Annotated in this window: 1 protein-coding gene; it reads left to right on the forward strand. The window is 65.2% G+C overall.

Annotated features, from left to right (window positions below; all coding sequences use genetic code 11):
• A partial coding sequence (locus V6252_RS12955) for an FAD-linked oxidase C-terminal domain-containing protein (protein WP_341610724.1) occupies positions 1 to 247 on the forward strand: 247 nt, incomplete at both ends.

The following is a 247-nucleotide window of genomic DNA, read 5'->3' on the forward strand; positions in this document are numbered from 1 at the left end:
GATGCCAACAAGCCCGGGGAGCTTGAGCTGGCCGAGGAGGTCGGCGGCAGGATTCTGGAACTGTGCGTGGCCGCCGGCGGCAGCATCACCGGCGAACATGGCGTGGGCCGCGAGAAGATCAACCAGATGTGCGCGCAGTTCAATCACGAGGAGATCAGCGTCTTCCATGCCGTGAAGGCCGCCTTCGACCCCACCGGGCTGCTCAATCCCGGCAAGAACATCCCGACGCTGGCGCGCTGTGCCGAAT

The organism is Psychrobacter proteolyticus (genome assembly GCF_038155145.1).
Lineage (GTDB): Bacteria > Pseudomonadota > Gammaproteobacteria > Pseudomonadales > Moraxellaceae > Psychrobacter > Psychrobacter proteolyticus_B.